The following is a 24,743-nucleotide window of genomic DNA, read 5'->3' on the forward strand; positions in this document are numbered from 1 at the left end:
AGAGCAATTTATGATGCAATTACGTCTTGGTTTAGTCCTTGCAGTTTCAGCCTTAAGTTTAGCTGGCTGTGGTCGCTTCGCACTCAATAATCACTCTTTAGATTATAAAAAAGCAAAGCAACTCGCCCCGCTTGAGTACCCTGCCGATGCAACTGTACGACCAGCGACTCCTTTGTATCCTGCACCAACAGTAGACCAGCTCGCTATCGATCATGCGCCGAAGTTTGAAAACAAGCGTGGCAACCGTTTTGCATTGCCACGTCCTGAACAAACCCAAGCTGATACAGCAGATACATCTGCTCAATCAGGTAGCGCGCTTAGTCGCCCTCAACTTGTAACAGATGGTAATAAGAATCCACTGTTAAAAATTGATGGAAGTACTGCCGAGATTTGGCAATACACCAAAGCAACCTTAAGCACGTTAAATTACAATGTTATCGCTCAAGGCAGTAATCAAGCGACGATTAAAGTAAATGACAAAACTTATGTGCTTAAACTGACTGGTGTTGGCTCTAGTCATAGCCTTGCTCTCTTTAATCCAGACAACACTTTTGCAAGCCCTGATGTTGCTGCGGAAGTGTTAAACCAGATTTACCAAAATTGGCCAGCCTAGTCGTTTACTAGGCATTTTTTTTTAAAAGGTTCCCTCATGTTAAAACAAACCTTGCTCTATACTGGTAAAGCAAAATCTGTATATGAAACAGACAATGCCGACCATCTGATTTTAGTCTTTCGTGATGATGCCTCTGCGTTCAATGGCGAAAAAATCGAACAACTAGATCGTAAAGGCAAGGTGAACAACCGTTTTAACGCCTTCATCATGGAAAAGCTTGCTGAAGCAGGTATCGAAACGCATTTTGAAAAATTGCTTTCTCCAACTGAAGTTCTTGTTAAAAAACTTCAAATGATTCCTGTTGAATGTGTAATCCGTAACTACGCAGCTGGTTCTTTATGCCGTCGTTTAGGTGTAGAAGAAGGTAAAGAGCTTACTCCTCCTACATTTGAATTGTTCTACAAAGATGATGGCCTAGGCGATCCAATGGTTAACGAATCTCAAGCGATTGCTTTAGGTTGGGCGACTGCTGAACAGTTAGAACAAATGAAAGTGTTAACTTATAAAGTAAATGATGTATTAAAAGCATTATTTGCTGAAGGCAACATGATTTTGGTGGACTTCAAACTTGAATTTGGTGTTTTCCATGACCGTATCGTACTTGGTGATGAATTCTCTCCAGACGGTTGCCGTTTATGGGATAAAGATACTAAGAAGAAACTCGACAAAGACCGTTTCCGTCAAGGTTTAGGCGGTGTTGTTGAAGCTTATGAAGAAGTTGCTGCTCGTTTAGGCGTAGATTTATCTGACATCTAATTCATCAGCTTCATTAAAAAAACCGGGCATTTCAGCTCGGTTTTTTTATTTGCAGTACCCTAGGAATTTAAGGAAAGTAGACAGATTTGTATATTTAATTAAATTATGACTTGCACAATCTAAAAACAAAGCACTAAAATCTAAAAAAACATTAATTGCATCACAATAATTAAATTTAAAGTATGGTGAATCCAATGAAACTATTTAAGCCTGAAAAGAAATTAATGAATCACTCGATACATTTTGGTGAAAACCCATTAGTGATTTTATCTAATTTTAGCGACTCTGCTTTGAAACAAGGTTGGAGCCAAGCTGAAGTAGAAACGGTTATTTCTGAAGCTTCTCAAGGTGATTATATGAAACTTATACGTACATTGAGAACATATACATTCCTTTAATTCTCTGCGTTGCTGTAAGCGCTCAATCTCAAACCTAACTAGTTTATAGAGAACGCTCGCCTTTCACTCGGGCGGTAAATAGTCTTGCCATACGATACTCTTAATCTCTTTTTATACTTAATGGTCTTATCTGGTTAATTACGTTCATCCGTATATTATTTTGCTTACTGCCGTACCCTTCAATTTATAAAAAGACACATAAAGCTGGTAGGAATAAACTAGATTTATCCCGAATGCTGCCTTAACAATGAATAAAAATAATAAGTAAAAAATATTTATTCAGTGAGGAGCAAATCTGATGGATCATGAAATAGAGGAAAAAAAGGTCGAGCAAACCTTAAGCTGGCGTGAAAAAATGGCAGTAGAAGAACACGAGAAACTGTCACCCCGTTTAGTCTATGAAATTATCCGTCGTGATGGTGCGGAAGAACTGGATCGCCCAACAGCTGCACTGATCTTTTCAGGAATTGCTGCTGGTTTGGTCATTAGCTTCTCATTTGTATTTAAAGCGATTATTGCTTCTTATATCCCAACTGATGCCATCTGGACCGATTTAATCACCAATTTTGGTTATACCATTGGGTTCCTGATTGCTATTTTGGGCCACATGCAACTTTTTACCGAAAATACCATTACTACAGTTGTGCCCTTATTTAAGCCTTTTAGTTTGGACAAATTACGAGCTGTGGGCCGTTTATGGGGAATTGTGATTCTATGCAATATCATTGGAACAGCTTTGGCGAGTTTATTTTTCCTGACCACAGACCTGTTTACTCCAGACATTGATAAAGCACTAGATGAGCTGGCGCATCATGTTGCATCTTTTTCTGCAATCCAGAACCTGCTTAAAGGGGTTATGTCGGGACTTTTAATTGCCGCATTGGTGTGGATGCTGCCTTCAGTCAGCAATAAATTCCTAGTCATCTTTTTCATGACTTATTTAATAGGACTAGGCGACTTTACCCATGTGGTCGTTGGCTCTACCGAAATGTCCTATTTGGTCTGGCAAGGAGAAGCTTCTCTTGGTGAATATCTGTTTAATTTCCTGATCCCAACCACCATTGGAAACATTATTGGTGGTACAGGCGTATTCACGCTACTGATTTACGGTCAGGTCACTGAAGAATTGGATTAGCAAGAAGCAATAGAAACTATTGCTCCTGCTGCCATCGGCGTTGCTGGAGGCGCTCACCTTCAACTTCACGCTTGTTTCTCGCCGACTCATAGAGTTTGATTCCCTTCAACTCAGGTGGTAAGTAGTCTTGCAGTACAAAGTGCTCTGGGTAGTCATGAGGATAGAGATAATTAATTCCATAACCTTGCTGTTTCATCAGCTTGGTCGGCGCATTTCTCAAGTGTAAAGGTACTGGTAAATTTGCCGTTTTCTCAGCAAGTTCTAAGGCCTTATTAATCGCGAGGTAAGTACTGTTACTTTTCGCGCTGGTTGCTAGGTAAACCGCGGTTTGACCCAAAATAATTCGCGCCTCAGGCATACCCACCGCCTGTACCGAGCGGAAACATTCACCTGCAAGCAATAGCGCATTTGGATTCGAGTTCCCAATATCTTCTGAGGCAGCAATCAGCATACGTCTTGCAATAAAAACCGGATCTTCCCCGCCTTTAAGCATCCGCGCCATCCAGTACAAAGCAGCATCTGGATCACTACCACGAATCGATTTAATAAAAGCAGAAACGAGGTCGTAATGCTGTTCACCCGATTTGTCATAACGCGCAATATTTTGCTGAGCGACTTTTACAACCACTGCATTGGTAATGGTATTTTCAACTTCTGGCTCAAATGTACTTGCAATTAAGTCTAGTAAATTAAGTGCTTTACGGGCATCACCTGCCGCAAACTGTAAAAGAGCATCGTACTCTTCAATGTGAATGTAGCGTTCTTTTAAGAATTTATCTGCTTGAAGTGCGTTGTTGAGTAAGGTCTGAATTGCTTCACTGTCTAAACTGTTTAAAGTATAAACCTGACAGCGCGATAAAAGCGCACTATTGACTTCAAAAGACGGATTTTCAGTGGTCGCACCTATTAAGGTGATTTTACCTTTTTCTACGGCACCTAATAATGCATCTTGCTGTGATTTATTAAAGCGATGGATTTCGTCAATAAAAACTACAGGTGTTAGTAAATCACCACTTTCTGCAATCACTTCACGTAATTCTTTTACGCCCGTATTCAGCGCAGATAAGCTTACAAATGGACGATCTATCGCCTGAGCTAAAAGCAAAGCAATTGTCGTTTTACCAACGCCTGGAGGTCCCCAAAAAATAATAGAAGGCAAATGTCCCTGATCAATCATTTGACGTAAGGGTGCATGTTCACCTAACAAATGATCTTGCCCAATAATTTCAGACAAGTCTCTCGGGCGCAGGCGTTCAGGAAGTGGAATATGGGTGTCTGACATCTCAAATAGCTTTATCGTCTTTTCACTATAGTCTATTGTGTCTCACAGAAATCTACAATTTGAATCTATGAGACCCATCCTTTATTTATAGGCTAACTCAAGGCCTTAAGAGAGTTTCTTACTCAGCTTGAGTAAGCGAGCATTGGGGCCATCTTCAATTATCCAAATTGAACCGTCTTGTGCTTCATGTAACCCACGAATACGTTGCTTCATCTCTAATCTTTGCACTTCTTTTACGGGCTTATGCTCTAAATCTACAACTACAATGGCTTGTGAAGACAACCCACCAATTAAGGCTTTATTTTGCCATGCCGGAAATTGTTGCCCGCGATAAATAATTAAGCTCGACGGTGAGATTACAGGAGTCCAGTCTATCTCGGGTGCTTTAAACTCTGGGCGAGTGTTATGATCTGGAATAGGCTGACCTGAATAATGGTCGCCATTTGAAACAACCGGATACCCATAGTTTTCGCCTTTAACGATGATATTAAGCTCATCACCACCTTTAGGCCCCATCTCAACCACCCATAGCTGTCCTTGGCGGTCAAAGGCCATGCCTAAGGGATTACGGTGTCCAAGTGACCATATTTCAGCAGTAACACCGCCTTGCTTATAAAAAGGGTTACCTACAGCTGCTGAACCGTCATCATTTAAACGTAGAATTTTACCCAAATTACTTTTCATGTCTTGGGCAGGGTCAAACTTTTGGCGCTCACCTGAACTGACCCAAAGCTTACCATCTGCGCCAAAAAGCATACGATGCCCATAATGGCCCTGTCCTGAAACTTTAGGTACTTGCTGCCAAATCTGCTTTATATACTTAAGTTTTGGCTGATTAGGGTTAGATAAATCTAATTTTGCACGTGAAATCACCGCACCAGATCCACCCTGCCCTTTGGCCGCATAACTGAGATATATCCAGTGATTTTCGGCAAAATCTGGATGCAAAGCGACATCTCCTAAACCACCTTGGCCACCATAGTTCACCGCTGGAACATCCTGAACATCTTGTACTTTTTTATTTTGGGGATTAAAAATTTTTAATTTACCTTGCCGTTCAGTAACTAATAAACGTTGGTCCGGCAAAGTGGTAATTGCCCAAGGCTCATTAAAATGTGCGACTGCCTCGACCTGATAAACTTGTTTGGCACCACTAGTTTGCTCTGTTTTTGCAGTTGTATTTTGTTCAGGACTTTTTGAATTAGTATTATTAGACCCGCAGGCCATTAACAAGAAGAAACTACTACATAATAAGGGGGCTGCTAGTCGTTTCATCATTTTTATCTCCTTTTGCTTTTATTTTTATATAACGGAGATAGTTAAAAACTTTACGATTAAAATGTTACTTTATTATACGCTGTAATTAAAAATGCCCATCGGGAGCATATTAACGCACCCAACGCACCACATAATCTTCTAGGTCATCTTCATGTACATCAGTTTCAGGAATACATCGTCCTGCAACCGACTTTTTCGCCTTAACCACGCTTTGTCTCGTACCCGTATTTAAATAGTGCCAAGAAGGTAAATTCTTACCTTCATTCAACCGTTTATAGGCACAGCTCGATGGTAACCAGTGTATGGTTTTTAAGCTTTCCGGCGTCAACTGTAAACAGTCAGGAACTTGCTGCTGACGATTTGAATAGTCTGAACAACGTCCGGTAGAGCAATCCAGCAATTTACACGCTACCTTGGTGTAAGCTACTTCATGGGTATCTTCATCTTCTAGCTTGACCAGACAACATAAACCACACCCATCACACAAAGCTTCCCACTCAGGCTGTGTAAGCTGCTCAAGCGTATAATTTTTCCAAAACAATGGACGAAGTGAGGTCTCGGTAGACATAGGTTTTAACAGCTATATACATAAAGCAAACTCAGATTATAGCATTGAAGTAATCTCTGCTTAAGGAAAGAAACCGTATTTTTAGCATCACAAAATGATTGTTTAATATACATTTCAACCACATAAACGACACATTCCGTGTAAAAAACACGCTATATAGTAAAAACACAATGAAAAATAAGGAGGACAGCATATGTTCCGTTGGGCAATAATTTTTGCAGTGATTGCACTCATTGCCAGTCTATTAGGGTTTGGTGGTGTTGCAGGGTTATCTAAAGACTTTGCCGTGATTTTATTAGTTGTGGCTGTAATTCTCGCTGTTATTGGTTTTATTTCGCGAGGCCGAACCTAATTTAATTATGACCATATAAAAAAGAAGGAACCTGTTCCTTCTTTTTTATTGCCCAAATGTTTCTATGTTTTTCTTTTGATGTAGATTTTTACATAGTTATTTATATAGCTTTTATTTTTTATGCTTTAATCAAGTGTATTTAAACCAAGCTAAATTTCAGGATTAATGTCATGAGTACAGCAATTAAAACCCGTGAAATTCAATACACTGCACCAGATGGCAGCCATTTAATTGGTTACTTTGCAGCTCCAGAAAGTGAGACCCCTGTACCTGGTGTCATTATTGGTCCTGAGTGGTGGGGACGTAACGAATACACTGAACAACGTGCGCGTGAACTTGCTGAACACGGCTATGCTGCACTTGCAATTGATATGTATGGCGATAAAAAAGTGACGACGACTGCTGCTCAAGCTTACGAATGGATGATGCAGACATTTGAAGAGTTAGACACGGTGACTGACCGCGCTAATGCAGGGCTTCAAACTTTAGCTGCTCAACCGGAAGTGAATAGTGAAAAACTTGCAGCAGTAGGTTTTTGCTATGGCGGCAAAGTGGTACTCGATTTAGCTCGCTCAGGTGCTCCCCTCAAAGCAACAGCGACATTCCATGGTACATTAACTCCTAAGGCACCTGCTCAAAAAGGCAACATTCAAGGTGAGGTATTGGTTCTACATGGTGAACTAGACAGCATGGTCACCTTAGAAGATGTTGCTAATTTTGAAAAAGAGATGCAAGCTGCTGAGGTTAAACATGAGGTAGTGGTTTTAAAGGATGCTAAACATGGCTTTAGTAACCCGCTTGCAGATGAAAGAGCTAAAGCGAACGGCGTAGATCTTGGCTACAACAGCGAAGCGGAAAAACAAGGCCTTGCTAAAATGTACGCTTTATTAGAACGTACTTTAAAATAAAAGAAGCAAATTTGGAGCAAATGGTTCTTTTTTCGCATTTGCTCCCTTAAATCTTTATGACTTTGCAATATTTTTCCTGTATTTTTTAAACCATACTTCAATAACTATACTCCCGTTGAGCTAGAGCAAAGCCTAGTCTTATTTCCCGCACTCGGGGTTTAATGGAATAACATGAGAGGATACAACAATGACTGACAAGAAATGTCCGTATTGCAATTTTGATGAATATGACATCATTGATAAGAATGAATTTGCTGTAATTTTACCTGACCCAAATCCGTTGTCTAAAGGCCACTGTGTAGTGACTCCACTGCGCCATGTAAGTTCGTTTTTTGACATTACCTCTAAAGAGCATGAAAGCTTACTGACACTTCTTGAAATTGCCCGTCATGAAACACAGCTTCGTCATCAACCAGCTGGTTTCCATATTGGCTTTAATGATGGTGAAGTGTTTGGACAAACTTCTGACCATTTCCATATTCATGTCATTCCTTACTATAAAAACCAACCGTTGAAACTTGATCAACGTTGGGGCGTAAAAGAGGATTAATCCTTTTTTATGCTTGAAGCAGAGACTACTCGTTTTAAAGTAGTCTCTGTTTTAACAGGCTCGTTCTGATTGCTTGCTTTAAACAAAACTTAACCCAAATTTCAGCTATAATTTAACCCTTACTTTTCTTCTATAGCTGTTCATGCCTGAATTTTCTTTTTCTGATGCCCTCTTAAACTGGTTCGATCAACATGGTCGTCATGATTTGCCTTGGCAAGTCGCAGATGATCCATACAAAGTCTGGGTTTCTGAAATTATGTTACAGCAAACTCAGGTAAAAACAGTTCTGCAATATTTTGATCGCTTTATGGAGCGCTTCCCAACTGTAGAAGCTTTAGGCCATGCAACTTGGGATGAAGTAGCCCCTTTTTGGGCAGGTCTTGGCTATTACGCTCGTGCACGCAATTTGCATAAAGCTGCCAGACTTGTAGCACAGCAAGGCAAATTTCCTGAAACCCTAGAAGAATGGATTGCACTACCCGGCATTGGTCGCTCGACCGCAGGCGCGCTTATGTCTTTAGGTTTACGTCAGTACGGCGTGATTATGGATGGCAATGTGAAACGCGTTTTAGCTCGTTTCTTTGCCATTGAGGATGACTTAAGCAAGCCACAACACGAACGTGAAATGTGGAAACTCGCTGAAGAGCTATGCCCAACCCAACGCAACCATGACTACACACAAGCGATTATGGACTTGGGTGCAACCATCTGCACACCTAAAAAGCCTCTTTGTTTATATTGTCCAATGCAATCTCATTGTCAGGCTTATCAGCAAGGTTTAGAACAAGAATTACCTTTTAAAAAACCGAAAAAAACACCGCCTGTTAAAACGGCAGATGTTCTTATTATTCAGTGCGAAGATGAATGGTTCTGGCAGCAACGCCAAGCTCATGGTCTATGGGGCGGTTTATTTTGTTTACCTATTTTAGAAAATGAACATGAACGCTTAAAATTAAGTCAGCAATTTAAACTACAACCTCAAGCACAAACCTTTCAGATCAGTCATAGCTTTACTCACTTCACATGGTTACTTAATGCTCATGTGTTCCACGTGGAACCTGATCAGAAAGAACATCTGGCGATTGAACTTGAAGGCCAATGGCTGAGTCCGGAACAAGCTGTCGCTAAAGGTGTTCCAACTGCTATGAAAAAATTGATCTCGACAAGCCGTTCATGACATAGTGAGCAAAATAATTTTGATATGGCTGTGACAGGGAGTATTTTGTGCGACGTTTAGTTTCCCATCTCTCACTTGGTTTTCTCATTATTCTATTAGCAGCCTGTGCCAGTGCGCCTAAAAAGCCTGCTCCGCTTTCACCAGCCCAAGTTAGCAAACTCAAGAGTATGCAGCTTCCAAGTCGGCTTCCTGTTCCGGTAAAAGGTGTCGATCGAGATGAGTTAAAAGACACATGGGGCGCTGCTCGGAGTCAGGGTCGTAGCCACGAAGGAATTGATATTTTGGCTCCACGTGGAACCAAAGTGTACAGTACAACCGAAGGGCTGGTGGCAGATCTTCGTAATAATAACCTCGGTGGCAAAGTCATCTGGATTTTAGGCCCGGCAGGAACATGGCATTATTATGCTCATCTTGATGGACATAAACGTGGCTTAAACGTGGGTGACTATGTCAAAAAGGGCGATCTGATTGGCTATGTCGGCAATACGGGAAATGCACGTTATACTTCACCTCATCTTCATTATGGTCTTTACTTAGATGGTAAAGGTCGTGGTGCTGTTAATCCTTATTCATATTTACGCTAGGAACATTTTATGTCGGAAGCGCTGATCAATCGCTTAGTAGAGTTTGCCGAGTCTGGCAACCAGCAAAAGATCATTCTAAATGGCAATAGCTATCAAGGCTGGATCATGGAAATCAGCGATGATGCCCTACTGATCAGTACCGGTTTTTCAGATAAAGTCGGCAAAGATTTTTGGCTAAAGTTTGAAGACTTAACCCAAGCCGAACTATATTATTGGGATACTCGCCCAAATGAATGGGTACCATTCAAACTCTAAAATACTAAGATAAATATAAGGAGCATCATCATGAAAATTCAACGCTGCGGATGGTGTTCCAACGATCCACTCTATATTGCTTACCATGATGAAGAATGGGGCAAACCAGAACACAACGAAGCCCGATTATTTGAAATGCTCTGTCTTGAAGGGCAACAAGCAGGTCTATCTTGGATTACCGTACTCAAAAAAAGAGAAAGCTACCGCCAGCACTTTTTTAATCATCCTATTGCTGACATTGCCGCATTTACGGATGACTTTTTAGAAAAAAAACTATCCGATGCAGGCTTAATTCGTCACTTAGGCAAACTCAAAGCCATTCGCGATAATGCGATTGCTTGGCAAGCCCTTAAAGCCCAAGTTGGTGATGTTCCTGCATGGCTTTGGCAGTTTGTAGATGCCACTCCTCAGCACAATGATGTTATAGATTATCGTAAGGCCCCTGCTCAAACTGAGCTCAGTGTAAAGCTATCTAAAACGCTTAAAAAAAATGGTTTCAAATTTGTTGGTCCAACCACCTGCTATGCGTTTATGCAGGCAGTGGGTATGGTCAATGATCATGAAAACGATTGTCAATTTAAAGCTTCATAACCCACCAGAACGGTTCAAATCCGCTTAAGGAGTTTCCGATGAGCAATAATACGATTCAGGCTTATGCAGCAATGCAGGCAGGTGAAAAACTGGTTCCTTACCAATTTGATGCAGGTGAATTACAACCACATCAGGTTGAAGTAAAAGTTGAATACTGTGGTTTGTGTCATTCCGATATTTCAGTTCTGAACAATGAGTGGCGCTCAACCGTCTACCCCGTAGTTGCAGGCCATGAAATTATTGGAAGAATTGTAGCTTTGGGTTCAGAAGCCAAAGGTTTACAAATTGGGCAACGTGTTGGTATTGGCTGGACTGCTGAAAGTTGCCAAGCGTGTGATGAATGTATTGGCGGTCAGCAAGTTCTTTGTACGGGCGAAAATGTCGCAACAATCGTGGGTCATGCAGGTGGCTTTGCCGATAAAGTCCGTGCAGGCTGGCAATGGGCCATTCCCCTTCCAGATGATTTAGATGCTGAAAGTGCTGGTCCCCTACTTTGCGGCGGAATTACCGTTTTTGACCCACTCCTCAAACACAAAATACAAGCAACGCATCATGTGGGTGTGATTGGTATTGGCGGTTTAGGTCATATCGCCATTAAGCTACTCAAAGCTTGGGGCTGTGAAATCACTGCTTTTAGTTCTAACCCAGATAAAACTGAAGAACTCAAAGCAATGGGAGCCGACCATGTAGTAAATAGCCGCGATACAGAAGCGGTAAAAGCTCAAAAAGGTAAATTTGATTTATTGCTGAGTACCGTAAATGTGACTTTAAATTGGCGAGCTTTTATTTCTACGTTAGCACCAAACGGTTCGTTGCACTTCTTAGGGCTGACTTTAGAACCTGTTCCTGTTTCTGTCGGCTCACTTATTGATGGTGCCAAATCAGTAACAGGCTCACCTACTGGTTCACCTGCTGCTCTACGCCAACTTTTAAAGTTTGCCGCACGCAAAAAAATTGCCCCTCAAATTGAGCTATTTCCAATGTCACAGCTCAATGAAGCAATTGAACGTCTACACTCAGGTCAGGCACGCTACCGTATTGTGCTTAAAGCAGACTTTGCAGAATAAAACTAACTCACTGTTTTCATCTGTTGTCGCGACCAGTCTGCCAAGCTCATAATTGCTTGGCGGACATCGGCAGTTAACTCATGGCCTGCGTTTAAACGAATGAAATGTCGATAGCGTTCATCCTCACCAAAAACATGACCCGGTACCACCGTAATTCCCTGAGCTTGAGCAGTGTAATAGAGCGCTAAACTATCTACACTCTTAGGTAACTGTATCCATAATGCATATCCGCCTTCGGGCTGGCTCAATGCAATTGGTATACCTTCAAAAGCTTTTAAAATACAGCTACGGTATTCTTCGACTTGTCGCATCAAGTTGGGTCTTAACTGCTCTAAATGCTCTCGATAACCACGACTATAAATAAAATCAGCTAGACCTAACTGCAAGGGTGTATTCACGCCAATATTACTTACCAGCAGTTCAAGTTTTAAATGTTCTAGCTTTGTTGTTAAACAAAACCACCCTACCCGATATGCGCTCGACAAGGACTTAGAAACCGAACCACACCAAACCACATAACCTTCACGGTCCCAATATCGAATGGGTAATGGCCGCTCACTACTGTAGCCACATTCACCAAAAATATCGTCTTCAATAATAAAACACTGATACTTTGCAGCTAACTCAGCAATCTTCTGTTTCTCTGCATTACTAAAACAATATCCCAATGGATTTTGATAGTTGGCTGTCATTAAGCAAACCTTCACCAAACCTTGCTGCATTAAAGACTCTAAGTGCTCAAGATCAATGCCACGATGATCTGCCGGAATCTCAACAATTTGTCGTTTTAAACTTGCTAATAACTGTAAATGACCATTGTAGGTGGGTGTAGGTATAAGAATACTATCGCCCACTTCAGTGAGTTTCTGAATTATTAAAGACAAAGCCGGCATACAGCCATTGGTAATAAAAATATCTTCCGGAGCGATATAAATACCATCTTCACGCCAATGATCAGATAGCGCTTTTCTTAATTGTTCATGGCCTTGTTTATTACATTAAAGAAAATCTTGAGGCTGACAATTTTTTAAAGCACGTTGAATAGAACGACGTAACCCCTCTACAGGAATAAAGTGGGGCGTTAACTGAATCGATCCTAAAGGTACAAGGTGGCTTTGTAAGGCAGCTTCCTGAATTTGGTTATGCAGTTCCAGATTTGAGACATGCCGAGGCAAAGATAAGAAATCCGGACTATCCGGAATAGGGCTAGATGGGGTGCGAGCAACCACAAAATAACCTGACTTCGGCTTTACATAAATAAGCCCCCTCGCCTCAAGCAATTCATAGCAACTTTTTGCGGTACTTAAGCTAATACCATGTTGACGGGCAAAATCTCGTAAGGAAATAAGCCTCTGATGAGGTTTCAGTTCATCTTGATAAATACGGTGTGCTAACTGATTGGCAAGAACCTGATATTGGAAAGTCATTCTGTGCTGCTTTTTTAAAAATTTCTGTATCTGTATTGATTTATAGAACACCTTTAGGCTATGGAAATCAACTCAAAGAGTAGCAAACTAATGAAATTAAAAGCTATATTGTTATTTACTATTGTTTTAGCAGGTTGCCAACCACAGCCCAAAAATGAGCAGCACAGACACACGATTTGCCAAAGTTTGATTGAAGGTTATTTAAAAATGACCAACCAACAAGACTACAAAATGGAACAGCGAACTGATGACGAGACCAGTGCGATTTCTCATTATCAATATAAACGAAATAGCTCAAATGAAGTTGTCATGGTGAATTCAGTTTATTCGAACTTATATTTTAGCTGCCGAGACCAGCAAAAAAGCTATTTTCTTTCCCAACATTCAGCAGAAGGACAAACAATTCCCATTTTAGAAGTTCATTTTCCAAGTGATATCTATGGAACTTTTAGAGACAGGTTTTAAAACCATCTTTTAACTGTTCTGCCAAAAACTCAATAAATAAGCGTATTCGTTTTGGTAGATGCTCTTGTTGATAATACACAGCATGGATGCTTTGATATTGATGTTCAATTTGATCTTCAAATAATGCAATCAATCTCCCTTCTTCCATATCTTTCCAAATTTCAAATTCAGATAGCCGTGCAATACCATGTCCTCTAATCGTCAGCTGGCGCACAGTCTCACCACTAGAAGCTTTAATGTTTGCTTGTGCGAAAAAATATTCGTCACCGATTTTAATTGGCCAGCTATTGATATATGTCGGTCTGGTAAAACCAATCAAATCATGCTGCTTAAGTTCTTCAGGTTGTGTTGGTGTTCCCTTAAAAGCTAGATAGTCAGGACTTGCCACAATATATAAACGGCTCTTACATACCAATTTGGCGTGCAGACTAGAGTCATTAAGCTCCCCAAATCGAAATGCGACATCGGTTTTATGCTGAAGTAAGTCAATCACCTGATCATTACTATTTAACTCGATTTCAATATCGGGATAGCACGCACGAAACTTATGCATTAATGGTGCAATCACGTGCAAAACAAACGGTGTGGCGGAATCAACACGAATAAGGCCAGCAGTCCCCTGATCAGACTTTTGTAGTTCTTCTTCGGCCGCATTCAGTTCATTTAAAATTTTTCGAGCCTTCGTAAGGAACTGTTGCCCTTCTTGAGTGAGTTTTAGTTTACGCGTTGTTCGTTCTAACAATGTTACATCTAACTTCGCTTCCAAACGTGTTAAAGATCGACTCACCCCTGAAGGTGTTTGCTTTAAATGTTCTGCTGCCGCCACAAATGAACCTGTATCAACAATTGTGATAAAGGCAATAAGTTCTTCAATTGTTGATTTCATGGTTTATTCTATTATTGACTAAACTTCAAAGATATTTTGCTTATTCATCTATTTTTTCGCAACAATAAAAAAAGCAAAATGCATCTCAAGTTAAACAATTATTTAATTCCAGGTGAATACATGAATATCCCACGTTTTGGTCTAGGAACTTTCCGCCTTAAAGAACAAGCTGTGATTGATTCTGTTAAAAATGCGCTAGATGTCGGTTATCGTGCAATTGATACTGCTCAAATTTATGAAAATGAAGCAGCAATTGGTCAAGCGATTGCTGAAAGTGGCGTATCACGTCAGGACTTATTTTTAACTACAAAAATCTGGGTAGATAATTTTGCCCAAGAGAAGTTTATTCCAAGCTTAAAAGAGAGCTTACAAAAGCTTCGTACTGACCATGTCGATTTAACTTTGATTCACTGGCCAGCACCGGACTTAGGCGTTTCGATTCCTGAAGTCATGCAGCTTTTACTTGAAGCAAAACAACAAGGCTTAACCAAACAAATTGGTATTTCGAACTTTAATATTGCACTTACTCAACAAGCAATTGACACAATTGGTGTAGAGCATATTGCAACAAATCAGATTGAGCTGAGTCCTTATCTTCAAAACCATAAACTTGTAAATTTCTTACAAGAGAAGAATATTGATGTCACTTCATACATGACGCTTGCATACGGCAAAGTGCTTCACGATCCTGTTTTAGCTGAAATTGCGGCAGCAAATAAAGCGTCAACAGCACAAATTGCACTGGCATGGGCATTGCAACGTGGTTTTGCAGTTATTCCATCTTCGACTAAACGTGAAAACCTGATTAGCAACTTAAAAGCACAGGATATCGAGTTAACTTCAGCTGAAATGCAAATGATTGCTGAGCTCGACCGTAATGGCCGTGAAGTTAGCCCAGAGCCATGGGCACCTGTTTGGGACTAAACTCATGAACACTCAATCAAATACGGCGTTCTCGTTATTGGCCTTGGCAATTGGTGCCTTTGCCATTGGTACCACGGAATTTTCTCCAATGGGATTGCTACCGAATATCGCTCATGATTTAGGTATTTCAATTCCAACAGCCGGAATGTTAATTACAGGCTATGCACTTGGTGTAATGCTCGGTGCCCCCTTCATGACCCTATGGTTTGGTGGTTTTGCACGACGTAATGCGCTTATTTTTTTGATGGCGATCTTTACGGTGGGTAACCTGATTGCAGCGTTTTCACCAAGCTATATGAGCTTATTAGGTGCACGTCTCATTACAAGCCTGAACCACGGTGCCTTTTTCGGGATTGGCTCTGTTGTGGCAGCGAGTATTGTACCTGCGCACAAACAAGCCAGTGCTGTAGCAACCATGTTTATGGGTTTAACCATTGCCAATATTGGTGGTGTACCTTTGGCAACATGGGTTGGGCAAAATATTGGCTGGCGTATGTCTTTCCTTGCAATCTCCGTGCTCGGCGTTATTACTATGCTCGCTTTATGGAAAGCACTACCGCAAGGTATGGTTGCCCAAAAACCTAATGTAAAGGCCGAGTTGAAGGTATTAACGCGTACTCCTGTGGTGCTTGCATTACTCACAACCGTACTTGGTGCAGGAGCAATGTTTACGCTCTATACCTATATTGCGCCAAGTTTGACTGAGTTTACCCATGCTTCACCGACCTTCATTACGTTCATGTTAGTGTTGATTGGTGTCGGTTTCTCGATTGGTAACCATTTAGGTGGCCGTTTTGCAGACTTGTCCATCAACAAAACTCTGATTGGTTTCTTGGTGCTGTTGATCGTGATGATGGTGACTTTCCCAATTCTTGCCCAAAGCCAGATTGGAGCAGCCATTGCGTTGGTGATTTGGGGTGCAGCAACCTTTGCTTTAGTACCGCCCTTACAAATGCGTGTCATGTCAGTGGCTCACGAAGCTCCAGGGCTTGCCTCTTCAGTAAATATCGGTGCGTTTAACCTAGGTAACGCAGTCGGTGCCGCCGCAGGTGCGTTAGTACTCGATTTAGGTTGGGGTTATAGCGCAGTATCATTTGCTGGTGCATTATTGGCGGGGTTAGGTTTGTTACTGGTTCTATTCCAAATCAAACGTGAAAGCAGCCCGACACAAGCTTTGCAACAGTGTTCAGATTAATAAAAAAAGCGCCTGATCTCAGGCGCTTTTTTTCACTTACTTATTTTAAAATATCGGGTAATTTAGGTTGCTCATAAATCGGGTTCATTACTTCCCGCTTCATTTTAAGCAGCATCTGATAAGGTTGCTGTTGAACAAACATATTTACGAAGCTTAAAGGAATTGAACCTGCAGGATCAGCATAACCACTCGTGGTTACTTTAACTTTGTTATTCGCTAATTTCTGGAACGTCCATTCACCTTCATAACGGGTTAAACGAACCACATCAGGTTGAGTCGGATAGTTACTATTAATCGCTGTGTTCTTAATCGTAATAACACCATTAGCAGCTTTACTCATTTTTCCTTTAACGACTACATCGCGATCTTTTAGGGGAAAAGGAAAATCTAATACCATATATAAAGTAAATTCACCCTTCTTCTCATCTTGAGAGAGCATTTCAACTTTACCCATATAAGGAACCCATTGCGCTGCGCGATTTACATCTAAAATTACTGCAACAGCACGCTCAATGGGTACATCAAAGGTTGTTTCAGCTTTGTATTGAAAGACTGGATTATCGGCCTTTTGATAGGTCCAGACTTTAATATGATTACGGTCTAGACTGAGTTTAGCCTTGTCTGTAGGGGCAGCCCCTACACAGAGGCTGCTTAAGCAAAGAAGAGTGGTTAAAGCAATTTGTTTTTTATTCATGTTCTGCTCTATCTTGTTTTTCTCGCCACATATAGGACGTGTACAGATGGTTTACACCTGTACGTCGTTCAACCCTAACACATCTTTCATGTCGTATTTGTGCGCTTCACGACCTACAACCCATGCAGCAGCTCGTACTGCGCCAGCAGCAAAGTTCATACGGTTAGTGGCTTTATGAGTCACTTCAACGCGCTCACCCTCACCAATAAACATGACAGTATGTTCACCAACAATATCGCCACCACGGATGGTCTCAAACCCAATGGTTTGGCGATCACGTGGACCGGTATGCCCTTCACGACCATAAACAGCAACTTCTTTTAAGTTACGGCCTAAAGTATCAGCAATCGCCTCACCCATCATGAGTGCTGTACCAGATGGTGCATCTACTTTATGACGGTGATGAGCCTCAATCACTTCAATATCTACTGTATCGCCAAATACTTTTGCTGCAAGCTCAAGTAACTTGATTGATACATTTACGCCAACAGAATAGTTTGCCGCATATACAACAGGTATGTGTTTTGCCGTTTCATCAAGCTCAGCTTTTTGTTCATCGGACATACCCGTTGTTCCAATCACTATAGCTACCCCAGCTTCACGACATAACTTTAGGTGCTCAGATGTCGCAGCAGGAGTCGAAAAGTCAATTACAACGTCACAGTCTTTAAGAACCTCAGCCAAGCTTCCGGTAAGCTTCACTCCAATTGAACCAATTCCTGCAAGTTCACCAGCATCAGCACCGATTAAAGTACTTTCTGGGCGTACAACAGCAGCTCCCAATTGATAACCTGCTTGTTGAACTGCCTGAATAAGTATACGACCCATACGGCCGCCTGCACCCAAAATACCAATGCGTGGAGCTGCTGACATAATCCTTCCCAATCTTGTGTTTTACGTAATTGGCTTACTATATCAAAACTCTTTGCTCACAATAAAAAGTAAAAAATATTTTTTAAGATGAACCGAAATTTAAACAGTTTTCACAAAAGTTAAAGAATTGATCTGCACACTACTGAGCCACGAATGAAAAAAAGATGACTATAAGGAGTTCAGCATGCATTCGAAAATTATGGGCTTAATAGCCGTTATGGGGATGATGAGTTCAGTGGCATTTGCAGAACCTGCAATCCAACCTGGGGACACACTAGAAAGCTTATCTAAAGCACGCATTACCACAAATGTAAATTCTCAGGCAGCAACACCTACACCTCAAAAAAGTCTGGCAAGCAATACTAATGCTGAAGTTAAAGTCGAGGATATCGACCCGATCATTGAAGAAAAAACCGCAGAAGTAGAAACAGTAAAAGTAGCTGTACAACCAGTGACTCAAGCTACTGTCGAGGCTGTAGTAGCTCCAGTTGCATCAAACGAACTTATTGTAAGTGTTGACGATATTGATGTCGCTCATCCTACAGAGTAATCGCTAGTCATTTTCTTTTAAGCAGAATAACAATAATAAGATAAATCAGCGCAATAAAAAGGCGGATATTTTTGAATATCCGCCTTCTTTTTAATTTCTGATCTAATCAATCATTAATCAAATAAGCGATCAAAGAATGATTTTTTCTTTGGTGAAGAGGCACTGTCTTCGCCATCAAAAGATGCTTGTAATTCTTTAAGCAATTCACGTTGACGAGAGGTTAAGTTGACTGGTGTTTCTACCACGATACGGCAAAGTAGATCACCCACCATACTGCTACGTACAGGGCGCACACCTTTACCACGTAAACGGAATAATTTACCTGTTTGAGTACCCTCAGGAATCTTCAAGCTAACGCGGCCTTCCAACGTTGGGATTTCAATTTCTTTACCAAGTGCAGCATCCGCAATGCTTACTGGTACGTCCATATATAAATCGGCGCCATCACGTTGGAAAATTTCGTGTTCACGAACCACCACTTCAACGTATAAGTCACCAGCTTGACCATCACGGATCGCCTCGCCTTTACCACTTAAACGAACGCGGTCACCGTTGTCGACACCCGCTGGAATAGTGACTTCTAATGTTTGCTGACGATCAGCTACACCTGAACCATGACATGCATGGCATGGGTTCTTAATAATTTTGCCTTGGCCACGACATGTGCCGCAAGTTTGTTGTACAGAGAAGAAACCTTGCTGCATACGCACTTGTCCTGAACCATGACAAGTTTTACAAGTTTCCACATCTTTTGGATTTTTAGAGCCTTTACCATCACACACGTCACATGGTGCCGGAGCAGTAAAGGTAATTGTTTTCTTAACCCCTTTTACAGCTTCCTCAAGGGTAAGTTCCATTACATAGCGTAAATCTGAACCGCGACGTTGGCGTTGCTGACGTCCGCCGCCACCAAACGCTCCACCAAAGATATCACCGAACTGGCTAAAAATATCTTCTGCACTGAAACCGCCAAAGCCACCACCAGCGCCACCAAAGCCACCTTCAAACGCATTATGTCCCATACGGTCATACATGCTGCGTTTTTCGCTGTCCGATAAAATCTCATAAGCTTCTGAAGCTTCTTTAAATTTTTCTTCAGCCTCGGCATTGTCAGGGTTTCTGTCAGGATGATATTTCATCGCCAATTTACGATAGGCTTTTTTGATCTCATCATCACTTGCGGTTTTTGAAACGCCTAAAACCTCATAATAATCACGTTTAGCCATGTTTGGCGGTGCTCCTCACGGAAATTTTATCAATACTCTATTGCCGACTAAATGGGGGGCTTTAGCCGAATTTACAAGGGGAAAACTTTCAAAAAACAGATATATTAAAAAACTGCCTTATTTTTTAAATATTTAGACAAGCCTTTTAACCATGCATTTAATAAAAATAACCAAGCAATAGCGCTAAAAACAACACCAGCAACTGTTGATGCCGTTACCCAAAGGTTACTGTTCCATGCAAAAAAGAAAAGAGGAATAAACCAAACAACAGCAAAAACTGACATGAAGAGGAATAGAATACCATTGCGCATAATCCAGAGCGCATGAGCATGAATCCAAACTTCCGCATCATCCACAACAGCTACTTTACGAGCGACCAGATAAGCAAAGGCCGCAAAAATAACCGTAAACAATGCAAGAAACATGAACGCATAAGAAATCACAATATAACGGCGATGCTGTTCGATATGGTCTTGCCCCATCTGTATTTCACCTCAATTCACTGCACTGTGCCTATTTTTTATGCAGTGAAATAATCCTGTATTTTTTGTGTAAAGACAGGTGCTACTATATTGGAGTTTTCAATATTTCGCACCTTTATTCACAAAAAATTTATGTATTTTATGCTGTTTTTTTCACCTTAAACCACGCAGCATACAATGCAGGCAGGAAAAATAATGTCAGCAAGGTGGCTACAATCAGTCCACCCATAATTGCAACGGCCATTGGACCGAAGAAAATACTTCGTGAAAGTGGGATCATTGCTAATACCGCTGCCAAGGCTGTCAGAATAATTGGACGGAAACGGCGTACGGTTGCGTCAATAATCGCTTCCCATGTTGGATGCCCTGCTTGCCGGTCTTGTTCAATCTGATCAATCAGAATGAGTGAGTTACGCATAATCATTCCGGATAAAGCAATGGTTCCCAGCATAGCCACAAAACCAAATGGCTTATTAAATAAAAGTAAGAACAAAACTACTCCAATTAAACCTAATGGTGCAGTCAAAAATACAATAGTTGCTCTCGATAGACTCTTAAGCTGAATCATGAGTAATGTCATGACCACTGCCAAAAATAATGGCATACCAGCATTGACCGAACTTTGTCCTCGTGCTGACTCTTCGACAGTTCCCCCCACTTCAATGAGGTAACCACTTGGTAACTCAGCACGTAACTTATCCATTGATTCGGCTAACTCGCCAACAACAGTCGCTGGCTGTAATTTGGTACGAATATCTGCACGTACGGTAATTGTTGGTAAGCGGTTACGATGCCAGATCAGGCCATCTTCAAATCTATATTCAATTTTAGCAATCTGAGCTAAAGGCACTGTCGTACCATTTGCAGTTGGGACTGCTAAACTTGCAAGAGAAGCGACTTCAACACGCTCAGCTTGATCACCACGTAAACGGATTTCGATCAGCTCACGCTTTTCACGATACTGTTCAATCGCACTACCTGTAATTGAAGCATTCAGGAAGTTTGCCAAATCCACACTTGAGACACCCATTTGTCGAGCACGATCTTGATCAATCTGAATCGCAATGATTTTGCTCGGCTCACCCCAGTCCAAATGTACATTGGTAGTATTTGGGTTTTCACCAATCACCTTCGCAACCTGCTGTGCTTCTTTACGTACCAGATTGAGATCTTCACCTGACACACGATACTGCAATGGATAACCTACAGGCGGACCATTTTCCAGTAATGACACACGGGTACGAACTTGTGGGAGCAACTGTTTAATTTGAGTTTCTAGCGAGCGACGAATTTCATCACGGTCATCAAGTGAGGTCGCTAAAACAACAAACTGTGCAAAGCTCGCTTGTGGTAATTGCTGGTCTAACGGTAAATAAAAACGTGGTGAGCCTGTACCCACATAGGCCACATAGTTATCAATACCTTTTTGTTTAGACAGGAACTGTTCAACCTTTTTCACCGCTTGTTCTGTAGCAGTTAAAGAAGCGCCTTCTTCAAGTTTTAGATCAACTAAAATTTCGGTACGGTTTGATGGCGGGAAAAACTGCTGAGGAACCATTTTAAACATCAGTACAGAGAGCACGAATATCCCAACCGTTGTCGCAATTACAGTCTTACGATAGGTCACACAAAACTCGACCATTTTCCTAAAACGTAAATAGAAACTAGATTGATAAGGATCGTAATGATGGTCCTGTGAAATCTCGATCGTTTGTGGTTGCGGTTTTTTCGTTAATCTTGCCCATAAACGAACATACCAAGGAGCTTGATGCCCAGTCTTGGTAAAATCAGGCAGTAGTTTTTCACCCAAATAAGGCACAAATAAAACTGCAGCAACCCAAGACACCAATAAGGCAATGGTCACCACCTGAAAGATTGAACGTGTATATTCACCCGTACTGGACTGTGCCGTAGCGATAGGTAAAAAACCTGCCGCGGTAATCAATGTTCCTGTCAGCATTGGAAAGGCCGTTGTTTTCCATGCAAATCCAGCAGCCTTAATTCGGCTATAGCCCTGTTCCATCTTAATTGCCATCATCTCGACTGCAATAATGGCGTCATCAACCAGTAGACCTAAAGCTAAAATCAGAGCACCGAGAGAAATTTTATGTAACCCGACATCGAATACATTCATGCCGGCAAAAGTCATTGCTAAAACTAAAGGAATGGAAAAAGCGACTACCAATCCGGTACGGAAACCTAAAGAGAAAAAGCTCACTAACAAGACAATAATGATTGCTTCAGCGAGTACTTTTACAAATTCATGAATACTACGTTGTACTGCTACAGGTTGATCAGATACCTTCTGTAGTTTCATGCCTAAAGGTAAGGTTTTTTGGAGCTGGGCAAATTCGGACTCTAGATTTTTGCCCAAGGCAATAATATCCCCGCCTTTACGCATAGACACGGCGAGACCAATACCATTTTCCCCCATAAAACGCATACGTGGCTGAGCCGGTTGACTAAAACCACGGTAGACATCAGCAACATCACCAAGCTGGATGGTTTTATTGCCGACTAATAAAGGAATTTTTTTAATTTCATCAACGCTGTTTAAATGCCCACTTACACGTATTTGAATACGGTCTGTACCGGTTTCAAAGAAACCTGCGCTTGCCATACTATTTTGCTTTTGTAAGGCTTCTTGAATTGCAGAAAGAGGAATACCGAGTTGGACTGCTTTTGTATTTGAAATCTCAATCCAGATTTTTTGATCTTGTAAGCCAATCAATTCAACTTTACTAACATCCTTGACTCTTTGTAGTTGTAATTGCAAACGATCTGCATATTCTTTGAGAAGTGCATAGTCAAAGTCTTTGCCTGTCAGTACATAAATATTACCGAAAGTATCCCCGAACTCATCATTGAAAAAAGGACCCTGTACACCACTTGGCAGTTCAGTACGAATGTCATTAACCTTTTTACGAACGTTGTACCAAACATCAGGAATTTGTGCAGAAGTGAGCGAGTCCTTAGCAACAAATGTAACCATCGACTCACCTGGACGGGAGTAGGCCATAATCTTTTCATACTGCCCAGTTGTCATCAGTTCCTTTTCAATACGATCAGTCACTAACGTTGAAACTTCTTTGGCAGTCGCTCCAGGCCAGAATGTTTTGACAACCATCACTTTAAAGGTAAATGGCGGATCTTCACTTTGAGATAATTTGGAATAGGAAATTGCACCGATAATGGCAAGCAACAACATAAAATAAAGGACGATACCTTTATTGTTCAGTGCCCATTCCGAGAGATTGAATTTCATGGCTTTGTTGCCCCCTGAATTTTCACCGCGCGGTTTTCACGGTCAATCGGATGGATCTTCTGCTTATCACGTAGTAAATGGACACCACCAATCACAACCCAATCATTTGGTGTTAACCCCGTTAATACAGGCACACTGTCTCGGCCATAAGCTCCCACGGTTACAGGTACTTTGCGTAAAGTTTGATTTGCATTTACGACCCATACATAGGGCTGATTATCTGTGGCAGAAACACTCGAAAGTGGCACACTCATGACATTGGTTTGAGTCGAGCTAAAAAATACCCGAGCACTTTGTCCAAGCTGAATAGCAGATTGGCCTTCTTTGAGTGCTACTTTGACTGTAAAAGTACGAGACTGGTCAGCCGCTGGAGAAACTTCACGTACATATCCGGCAAATTTTTCATTCGGTTTAGACCACAAGGTAATCCAAGCTGCTTGACCAACCTTGATCTCGGTAACTGCTTGTTCTGGTACGCCTATAACCACTTCACGTTCGCCATCAATAGCCAATTGATAAGCTGCTTGTCCTGCTGAAACGACTTGTCCAATTTCAATATTACGCGCGGTAATCACTCCGTTTTTATTAGAAATAAGTTGGTTATAACCAGTTTGATTTGCAGAAACTTCATAGTTAGAGCGGGCTTGTTGTAACGCTGCTTGCGCTGCGTCGTATTGATTTTTTACCGTATCAAATTGTGAACGGCTAACTGCATTTACAGGTAATAATTGTTGGAAACGTTTAAGTTCATCTGATGCTGTTTTCGCTGCTGCCTGTGCATTTTGTAATTGAGCTTTGGCCGCATTTAATTGTAACTGTGCATCTGCTACATCGAGTTTCGCTAAAACTTGTCCAACTTTAACTCGGTCACCTACATCGACATAGCGAGCCGTAACTTGTCCACCTACTCGAAATGCCAAGGCAGTTTGTTGTCGAGCCTGTACATCTCCTGCATAGCTTTTTAATTCGTTTAGTGTGGTCGAAGGCTGCGTTACCATCACGTAGGGTATTTCTTCTGTTTTGGGTGCCTCTTTACTACACCCCATTAATGTGACCGTGCAAACAATCACCATACTCATGATGAGAGGTTTTAACAGATTCATATCTTATCGCTCTTATTCAAACTGATTTTTTAAGGCACAATATGCTTGCATCATAGTTTGTTTGTTTTTTAATTAATATACCCATGGGTACATTAATTAAAAAAAACTTATAAATATTTATTTTTTTAATCTTTTATTA

General features: G+C 41.2%; 26 protein-coding genes and 1 pseudogene. 16 read left to right on the top strand and 11 right to left on the bottom strand.

Features of this window, described 5'->3' with window-relative positions; translation table 11 throughout:
* Positions 1-13: 13 nt before the first annotated feature.
* The 4 genes from ABLC00_RS18190 to ABLC00_RS18205 all read left to right on the top strand — a co-directional run bounded on the left by ABLC00_RS18190 (position 14) and on the right by ABLC00_RS18205 (position 2,902).
* Positions 14-613 carry a hypothetical protein gene (locus ABLC00_RS18190; protein ID WP_002053789.1) on the top strand — a complete coding sequence of 200 codons (600 nt, stop codon included), beginning with the start codon at positions 14-16 and terminating at the stop codon, positions 611-613.
* A gap of 36 nt (positions 614-649) precedes the next feature.
* Positions 650-1,369, top strand: coding sequence for a phosphoribosylaminoimidazolesuccinocarboxamide synthase (purC, locus tag ABLC00_RS18195; protein ID WP_000917863.1), 720 nt, complete (start codon positions 650-652; stop codon positions 1,367-1,369).
* A gap of 194 nt (positions 1,370-1,563) precedes the next feature.
* Positions 1,564-1,767, top strand: coding sequence for a hypothetical protein (locus tag ABLC00_RS18200; RefSeq protein WP_031995861.1), 204 nt, complete (start codon positions 1,564-1,566; stop codon positions 1,765-1,767).
* Positions 1,768-2,065: 298 nt separating this feature from the next.
* A complete protein-coding gene (locus tag ABLC00_RS18205; RefSeq protein WP_023188048.1) occupies positions 2,066-2,902 on the top strand; it encodes a formate/nitrite transporter family protein in 837 nt (278 codons plus the stop codon).
* A gap of 16 nt (positions 2,903-2,918) precedes the next feature.
* On the opposite strand, the gene ABLC00_RS18210 is transcribed toward ABLC00_RS18205, so the two are convergent.
* The 3 genes from ABLC00_RS18210 to ABLC00_RS18220 form a co-directional block, all read right to left on the bottom strand.
* A complete protein-coding gene (locus ABLC00_RS18210; protein ID WP_023188047.1) occupies positions 2,919-4,184 on the bottom strand; it encodes a replication-associated recombination protein A in 1,266 nt (421 codons plus the stop codon).
* A 105-nt stretch (positions 4,185-4,289) separates the two neighbouring features.
* On the bottom strand, positions 4,290-5,462 hold the full coding sequence (locus ABLC00_RS18215; protein ID WP_031944185.1) for a PQQ-dependent sugar dehydrogenase: 1,173 nt from the start codon (positions 5,460-5,462) through the stop codon (positions 4,290-4,292).
* A gap of 109 nt (positions 5,463-5,571) precedes the next feature.
* On the bottom strand, positions 5,572-6,030 hold the full coding sequence (locus tag ABLC00_RS18220; RefSeq protein ID WP_006581539.1) for a YcgN family cysteine cluster protein: 459 nt from the start codon (positions 6,028-6,030) through the stop codon (positions 5,572-5,574).
* A gap of 193 nt (positions 6,031-6,223) precedes the next feature.
* On the opposite strand from ABLC00_RS18220, the gene ABLC00_RS18225 reads away from it, so the two are divergent.
* The 8 genes from ABLC00_RS18225 to ABLC00_RS18260 all read left to right on the top strand — a co-directional run bounded on the left by ABLC00_RS18225 (position 6,224) and on the right by ABLC00_RS18260 (position 11,514).
* Complete coding sequence (locus ABLC00_RS18225; protein WP_002053759.1) at positions 6,224-6,382, top strand: DUF1328 domain-containing protein; 159 nt, start codon at positions 6,224-6,226, stop codon at positions 6,380-6,382.
* Positions 6,383-6,552: 170 nt separating this feature from the next.
* Positions 6,553-7,290: a dienelactone hydrolase family protein gene (locus ABLC00_RS18230; protein WP_000100775.1), complete on the top strand. Its 738-nt coding sequence runs from the start codon at positions 6,553-6,555 to the stop codon at positions 7,288-7,290.
* Positions 7,291-7,477: 187 nt separating this feature from the next.
* A complete protein-coding gene (locus ABLC00_RS18235; RefSeq protein WP_002053765.1) occupies positions 7,478-7,840 on the top strand; it encodes an HIT family protein in 363 nt (120 codons plus the stop codon).
* 142 nt (positions 7,841-7,982) lie between these two features.
* Positions 7,983-9,017, top strand: a complete 1,035-nt coding sequence (gene mutY / locus ABLC00_RS18240) for an A/G-specific adenine glycosylase (RefSeq protein WP_004885042.1) — start codon at positions 7,983-7,985, stop codon at positions 9,015-9,017.
* Positions 9,018-9,064: 47 nt separating this feature from the next.
* The gene (locus ABLC00_RS18245) at positions 9,065-9,601 is read left to right on the top strand and encodes a M23 family metallopeptidase (RefSeq protein WP_017393109.1); all 537 of its coding nucleotides are present in this window, start codon (positions 9,065-9,067) and stop codon (positions 9,599-9,601) included.
* Between the two features lie 9 nt (positions 9,602-9,610).
* Positions 9,611-9,856 carry a hypothetical protein gene (locus ABLC00_RS18250; RefSeq protein ID WP_001287365.1) on the top strand — a complete coding sequence of 82 codons (246 nt, stop codon included), beginning with the start codon at positions 9,611-9,613 and terminating at the stop codon, positions 9,854-9,856.
* Positions 9,857-9,886: 30 nt separating this feature from the next.
* The gene (locus tag ABLC00_RS18255; RefSeq protein WP_004711326.1) at positions 9,887-10,447 is read left to right on the top strand and encodes a DNA-3-methyladenine glycosylase I; all 561 of its coding nucleotides are present in this window, start codon (positions 9,887-9,889) and stop codon (positions 10,445-10,447) included.
* Between the two features lie 38 nt (positions 10,448-10,485).
* Positions 10,486-11,514: an NAD(P)-dependent alcohol dehydrogenase gene (locus tag ABLC00_RS18260; protein ID WP_004885048.1), complete on the top strand. Its 1,029-nt coding sequence runs from the start codon at positions 10,486-10,488 to the stop codon at positions 11,512-11,514.
* A gap of 2 nt (positions 11,515-11,516) precedes the next feature.
* On the opposite strand, the pseudogene ABLC00_RS18265 reads toward ABLC00_RS18260, so the two are convergent.
* A pseudogene (locus ABLC00_RS18265) lies at positions 11,517-12,941 on the bottom strand (PLP-dependent aminotransferase family protein).
* 90 nt (positions 12,942-13,031) lie between these two features.
* Between ABLC00_RS18265 and ABLC00_RS18270 the strand changes: the two are divergent.
* A complete protein-coding gene (locus ABLC00_RS18270; protein ID WP_004885051.1) occupies positions 13,032-13,406 on the top strand; it encodes a hypothetical protein in 375 nt (124 codons plus the stop codon).
* Here ABLC00_RS18270 and ABLC00_RS18275 read toward each other — a convergent pair.
* Positions 13,390-14,292 carry a LysR family transcriptional regulator gene (locus tag ABLC00_RS18275; RefSeq protein WP_033846257.1) on the bottom strand — a complete coding sequence of 301 codons (903 nt, stop codon included), beginning with the start codon at positions 14,290-14,292 and terminating at the stop codon, positions 13,390-13,392. The genes ABLC00_RS18270 and ABLC00_RS18275 overlap by 17 nt on opposite strands.
* A 120-nt stretch (positions 14,293-14,412) precedes the next feature.
* On the opposite strand from ABLC00_RS18275, the gene dkgB reads away from it, so the two are divergent.
* Together dkgB and ABLC00_RS18285 are read left to right on the top strand one after the other, a co-directional pair.
* Positions 14,413-15,216 carry a 2,5-didehydrogluconate reductase DkgB gene (dkgB, locus tag ABLC00_RS18280; RefSeq protein ID WP_004885055.1) on the top strand — a complete coding sequence of 268 codons (804 nt, stop codon included), beginning with the start codon at positions 14,413-14,415 and terminating at the stop codon, positions 15,214-15,216.
* A 4-nt stretch (positions 15,217-15,220) separates the two neighbouring features.
* Positions 15,221-16,411 (top strand): MFS transporter, encoded by a 1,191-nt coding sequence (locus ABLC00_RS18285; protein WP_016804288.1) that lies wholly within the window; start codon positions 15,221-15,223, stop codon positions 16,409-16,411.
* A 40-nt stretch (positions 16,412-16,451) separates the two neighbouring features.
* Here the strand turns inward: ABLC00_RS18285 and ABLC00_RS18290 are convergent, their stop codons facing one another.
* Together ABLC00_RS18290 and dapB are read right to left on the bottom strand one after the other, a co-directional pair.
* Positions 16,452-17,105 carry an START domain-containing protein gene (locus ABLC00_RS18290; protein ID WP_004885059.1) on the bottom strand — a complete coding sequence of 218 codons (654 nt, stop codon included), beginning with the start codon at positions 17,103-17,105 and terminating at the stop codon, positions 16,452-16,454.
* A 51-nt stretch (positions 17,106-17,156) separates the two neighbouring features.
* A complete protein-coding gene (gene dapB / locus ABLC00_RS18295; RefSeq protein WP_002053870.1) occupies positions 17,157-17,978 on the bottom strand; it encodes a 4-hydroxy-tetrahydrodipicolinate reductase in 822 nt (273 codons plus the stop codon).
* A 184-nt stretch (positions 17,979-18,162) separates the two neighbouring features.
* On the opposite strand from dapB, the gene ABLC00_RS18300 reads away from it, so the two are divergent.
* Entirely contained in the window at positions 18,163-18,528 is a 366-nt protein-coding gene (locus tag ABLC00_RS18300) for a hypothetical protein (RefSeq protein ID WP_004885061.1), read from the top strand.
* 113 nt (positions 18,529-18,641) lie between these two features.
* On the opposite strand, the gene dnaJ is transcribed toward ABLC00_RS18300, so the two are convergent.
* The 4 genes from dnaJ to ABLC00_RS18320 all read right to left on the bottom strand — a co-directional run bounded on the left by dnaJ (position 18,642) and on the right by ABLC00_RS18320 (position 24,604).
* Positions 18,642-19,754 (bottom strand): molecular chaperone DnaJ, encoded by a 1,113-nt coding sequence (dnaJ, locus tag ABLC00_RS18305; RefSeq protein ID WP_001119029.1) that lies wholly within the window; start codon positions 19,752-19,754, stop codon positions 18,642-18,644.
* Positions 19,755-19,858: 104 nt separating this feature from the next.
* Positions 19,859-20,236, bottom strand: a complete 378-nt coding sequence (locus tag ABLC00_RS18310; RefSeq protein ID WP_002053984.1) for a hypothetical protein — start codon at positions 20,234-20,236, stop codon at positions 19,859-19,861.
* Positions 20,237-20,375: 139 nt separating this feature from the next.
* On the bottom strand, positions 20,376-23,501 hold the full coding sequence (locus ABLC00_RS18315) for an efflux RND transporter permease subunit (RefSeq protein ID WP_004885063.1): 3,126 nt from the start codon (positions 23,499-23,501) through the stop codon (positions 20,376-20,378).
* Positions 23,498-24,604: an efflux RND transporter periplasmic adaptor subunit gene (locus ABLC00_RS18320; protein WP_004885065.1), complete on the bottom strand. Its 1,107-nt coding sequence runs from the start codon at positions 24,602-24,604 to the stop codon at positions 23,498-23,500. The genes ABLC00_RS18315 and ABLC00_RS18320 overlap by 4 nt, the downstream gene beginning before the upstream one ends.
* Positions 24,605-24,743: the final 139 nt, after the last annotated feature.

The organism is Acinetobacter nosocomialis (assembly GCF_041021905.1).
In the GTDB taxonomy this organism is placed as follows: Bacteria; Pseudomonadota; Gammaproteobacteria; order Pseudomonadales; family Moraxellaceae; genus Acinetobacter; species Acinetobacter nosocomialis.

Coding starts and splice junctions, on each gene's coding strand:
- ABLC00_RS18190 (WP_002053789.1), top strand. CDS start 14: ATGCAATTACGTCTTGGTTTAGTCCTTGCAGTTTCAGCCTTAAGTTTA.
- purC (WP_000917863.1), top strand. CDS start 650: ATGTTAAAACAAACCTTGCTCTATACTGGTAAAGCAAAATCTGTATAT.
- ABLC00_RS18200 (WP_031995861.1), top strand. CDS start 1,564: ATGAAACTATTTAAGCCTGAAAAGAAATTAATGAATCACTCGATACAT.
- ABLC00_RS18205 (WP_023188048.1), top strand. CDS start 2,066: ATGGATCATGAAATAGAGGAAAAAAAGGTCGAGCAAACCTTAAGCTGG.
- ABLC00_RS18210 (WP_023188047.1), bottom strand. CDS start 4,184: ATGTCAGACACCCATATTCCACTTCCTGAACGCCTGCGCCCGAGAGAC.
- ABLC00_RS18215 (WP_031944185.1), bottom strand. CDS start 5,462: ATGATGAAACGACTAGCAGCCCCCTTATTATGTAGTAGTTTCTTCTTG.
- ABLC00_RS18220 (WP_006581539.1), bottom strand. CDS start 6,030: ATGTCTACCGAGACCTCACTTCGTCCATTGTTTTGGAAAAATTATACG.
- ABLC00_RS18225 (WP_002053759.1), top strand. CDS start 6,224: ATGTTCCGTTGGGCAATAATTTTTGCAGTGATTGCACTCATTGCCAGT.
- ABLC00_RS18230 (WP_000100775.1), top strand. CDS start 6,553: ATGAGTACAGCAATTAAAACCCGTGAAATTCAATACACTGCACCAGAT.
- ABLC00_RS18235 (WP_002053765.1), top strand. CDS start 7,478: ATGACTGACAAGAAATGTCCGTATTGCAATTTTGATGAATATGACATC.
- mutY (WP_004885042.1), top strand. CDS start 7,983: ATGCCTGAATTTTCTTTTTCTGATGCCCTCTTAAACTGGTTCGATCAA.
- ABLC00_RS18250 (WP_001287365.1), top strand. CDS start 9,611: ATGTCGGAAGCGCTGATCAATCGCTTAGTAGAGTTTGCCGAGTCTGGC.
- ABLC00_RS18255 (WP_004711326.1), top strand. CDS start 9,887: ATGAAAATTCAACGCTGCGGATGGTGTTCCAACGATCCACTCTATATT.
- ABLC00_RS18260 (WP_004885048.1), top strand. CDS start 10,486: ATGAGCAATAATACGATTCAGGCTTATGCAGCAATGCAGGCAGGTGAA.
- ABLC00_RS18270 (WP_004885051.1), top strand. CDS start 13,032: ATGAAATTAAAAGCTATATTGTTATTTACTATTGTTTTAGCAGGTTGC.
- ABLC00_RS18275 (WP_033846257.1), bottom strand. CDS start 14,292: ATGAAATCAACAATTGAAGAACTTATTGCCTTTATCACAATTGTTGAT.
- dkgB (WP_004885055.1), top strand. CDS start 14,413: ATGAATATCCCACGTTTTGGTCTAGGAACTTTCCGCCTTAAAGAACAA.
- ABLC00_RS18285 (WP_016804288.1), top strand. CDS start 15,221: ATGAACACTCAATCAAATACGGCGTTCTCGTTATTGGCCTTGGCAATT.
- ABLC00_RS18290 (WP_004885059.1), bottom strand. CDS start 17,105: ATGAATAAAAAACAAATTGCTTTAACCACTCTTCTTTGCTTAAGCAGC.
- dapB (WP_002053870.1), bottom strand. CDS start 17,978: ATGTCAGCAGCTCCACGCATTGGTATTTTGGGTGCAGGCGGCCGTATG.
- ABLC00_RS18300 (WP_004885061.1), top strand. CDS start 18,163: ATGCATTCGAAAATTATGGGCTTAATAGCCGTTATGGGGATGATGAGT.
- dnaJ (WP_001119029.1), bottom strand. CDS start 19,754: ATGGCTAAACGTGATTATTATGAGGTTTTAGGCGTTTCAAAAACCGCA.
- ABLC00_RS18310 (WP_002053984.1), bottom strand. CDS start 20,236: ATGGGGCAAGACCATATCGAACAGCATCGCCGTTATATTGTGATTTCT.
- ABLC00_RS18315 (WP_004885063.1), bottom strand. CDS start 23,501: ATGAAATTCAATCTCTCGGAATGGGCACTGAACAATAAAGGTATCGTC.
- ABLC00_RS18320 (WP_004885065.1), bottom strand. CDS start 24,604: ATGAATCTGTTAAAACCTCTCATCATGAGTATGGTGATTGTTTGCACG.